The 2,497-nt window shown below is 45.0% G+C and carries 3 protein-coding genes; all 3 read left to right on the top strand.

Features of this window, described 5'->3' with window-relative positions; genetic code table 11:
• The coding region (locus tag AC4E7D_RS13890; RefSeq protein ID WP_490174376.1) for a RelA/SpoT family protein at positions 1-1,486 on the top strand (1,486 nt) is incomplete at its 5' end.
• 93 nt (positions 1,487-1,579) lie between these two features.
• On the top strand, positions 1,580-2,041 hold the full coding sequence (locus AC4E7D_RS13885) for a Fur family transcriptional regulator (protein ID WP_490174375.1): 462 nt from the start codon (positions 1,580-1,582) through the stop codon (positions 2,039-2,041).
• A gap of 6 nt (positions 2,042-2,047) precedes the next feature.
• On the top strand, positions 2,048-2,497 hold a 450-nt coding region (locus tag AC4E7D_RS13880), incomplete at its 3' end, for an adenylosuccinate synthetase (RefSeq protein WP_490174374.1).

The raw sequence follows: 2,497 nt of genomic DNA, 5'->3' as shown, positions 1-2,497 counted from the left end.
AGAAGGCCTGAACTATATGGTCAAAGGCAGGATGAAGTCTATTTTTTCGATCCGCAAGAAAATGCTGGCCCAGAATGTAAGCTTCGATGAAATCTATGACAAATTCGCCATCCGGATCATCTATAAATCCGATGCCAAGAACGAGAAGTTCCTCGCCTGGAAAATCTATTCCATAGTAACAGATCATTTTACGCCCAACCCGGTAAGGCTGCGAGACTGGATATCCTCCCCGAAGTCTACAGGCTACGAGGCATTGCACATTACAGTAATGGGCCCCGAAGGAAAGTGGGTAGAAGTACAGATTCGCAGTGAACGCATGCATGAGATTGCAGAAAAAGGCTATGCTGCCCATTTCAAATACAAGCACGGGGAACAGAAAGAACTGGGGATTGAAGAATGGCTCAACCGCTTGCAGGAAGCCCTTGAAAATTCAAATGGAAATGCTGTGGATTTTGTTGAGGAGTTCAAGCTGAACCTGTACGCTAAGGAAATCTTTGTATTTACTCCTAGGGGCGAGCTGAAATCCCTTCCAAAAGGGGCCACCCCACTTGATTTTTCCTTCCATATCCATACAGAAGTGGGTATGAGAACCCGCGGTGCCAAGGTTAATGGAAAACTGGTACCCCTGAATACCAAACTGAAAAGTGGTGACCAGGTAGAGATCATCACCTCAGAAACCGCCAAGCCCAACCAGAACTGGCTGGACTATGCAACCACGGCAAGGGCAATATCAAAGATCCGCTCCTCCCTGCGGGAAGAGAAAAAGAAAATTGGGGAAGAAGGAAAGGAAATCCTTCGCAGAAAGCTCAAGTCACAAAAGATCACTCTGAATGAGGATGTGATCAACAAGATGGTTGTTTACTTTAAACTGAAAACCAGTCTTGATCTATTCTATCGGGTAGGTATTGGTTCCATAGACAATCAAAAGATAAAGGATTTCGCTTCTTCCTACAGTAATGCATTCATCAGTTTCTTCAAAAACAAGATCAGGCGTAAGGCGGTCCCGGAAGACATCCACCGGGAGGAAATCACCTCAAAGTACGATCTCCTCGTATTTGGCAAGGAAGAGGAAAAGCTTAACTACAAGCTTTCCAAATGCTGTAACCCCATACCCGGAGATGAAGTATTTGGCTTTATTAGCGTAAATGAGGGCATTAAGGTGCACAAAAAGGATTGCCCTAATGCCATATCCCTCCAGTCTAACTACGCTTACCGGATCATTTCAGCCAAATGGATTGATTCCTCACAGGAAGAGTTTACTTCAGAAATCAAGCTTACCGGTATAGATAACCTCGGTTTGATGAACAAGATAACAGAGATCATCTCCGCCAACATGCACGTTAATATGAGGAACCTGAACTTCAGTACGGAAGGCGGGACGTTTACCGGGAGAATAACTTTGGTGGTAAAAAACAATGCTATCCTGAAAAAACTGATCAACAGCTTAAAACAGATCAACGGGATCGAAAAGGTGGTACGACTGTAAGGGTAGCGTCTGCCTCTGAAAAAGAAGGACAGCCGATCAGGGAGATTTTTATTTTTAAACGTACCTTTGCTGTTTTGAGCATAATGCACGGCCATGGGAACTACTAAGGACCAGGAAATAGTAAAACAAGTATTTACGGCCTATCTGGAAGAGAACGGTCAACGGAAGACTCCGGAACGTTACGCCATATTGCAGGAAATCTATGACAGTGATGATCATTTTGATATTGAATCACTCTATATCAAGATGAAAAACAAGAACTATCGCGTGAGCCGCGCTACCCTGTACAATACCATTGAACTCCTGCTGGAGTGCAAATTGGTGCGTAAACACCAGTTTGGAAAAAACCAGGCACAATACGAGAAATCCTACTTTGACCGGCAACATGACCACGTAATCCTGACGGATACCGGTGAAGTGGTTGAATTCTGTGACCCCCGCATTGAATCGATCAAAAAGACCATAGAAGAAGTGTTTGACATAGAGATCAATAACCACTCCTTGTATTTTTATGGCACCCGAAAAAAATCAGAACAGGAAACCACTAACCAATAAAACCACATGGCAGTAGACTTACTGTTGGGCCTCCAATGGGGGGACGAAGGCAAGGGAAAAATCGTCGATGTACTAACCAGGAACTATGATATCATAGCCCGTTTTCAGGGGGGTCCGAATGCGGGACACACTCTTGAATTCGATGGCATCAAACATGTATTGCACACCATTCCCTCTGGGATATTCCACGACAATGCCATCAATGTAGTAGGCAACGGGGTAGTTATAGACCCGGTGATATTCAAGAAGGAACTGGACAACCTGGCGAAGTACAATATCGATATCAAATCGCGCTTGCTCATTTCGCGCAAAGCGCACCTGATTCTTCCTACCCATCGTCTTTTGGATGCAGCATCCGAAACTTCCAAGGGTAAGGCAAAGATCGGTTCTACCCTGAAAGGCATTGGCCCCACCTACATGGATAAGACCGGCAGAAACGGTCTCCGGGTTGGGGAC

Source organism: Lentiprolixibacter sp. (assembly GCF_982873095.1).
The sequence above is the reverse complement of the archived record's forward strand: the minus strand, read 5'-3'. Positions and strand labels throughout refer to the sequence as shown.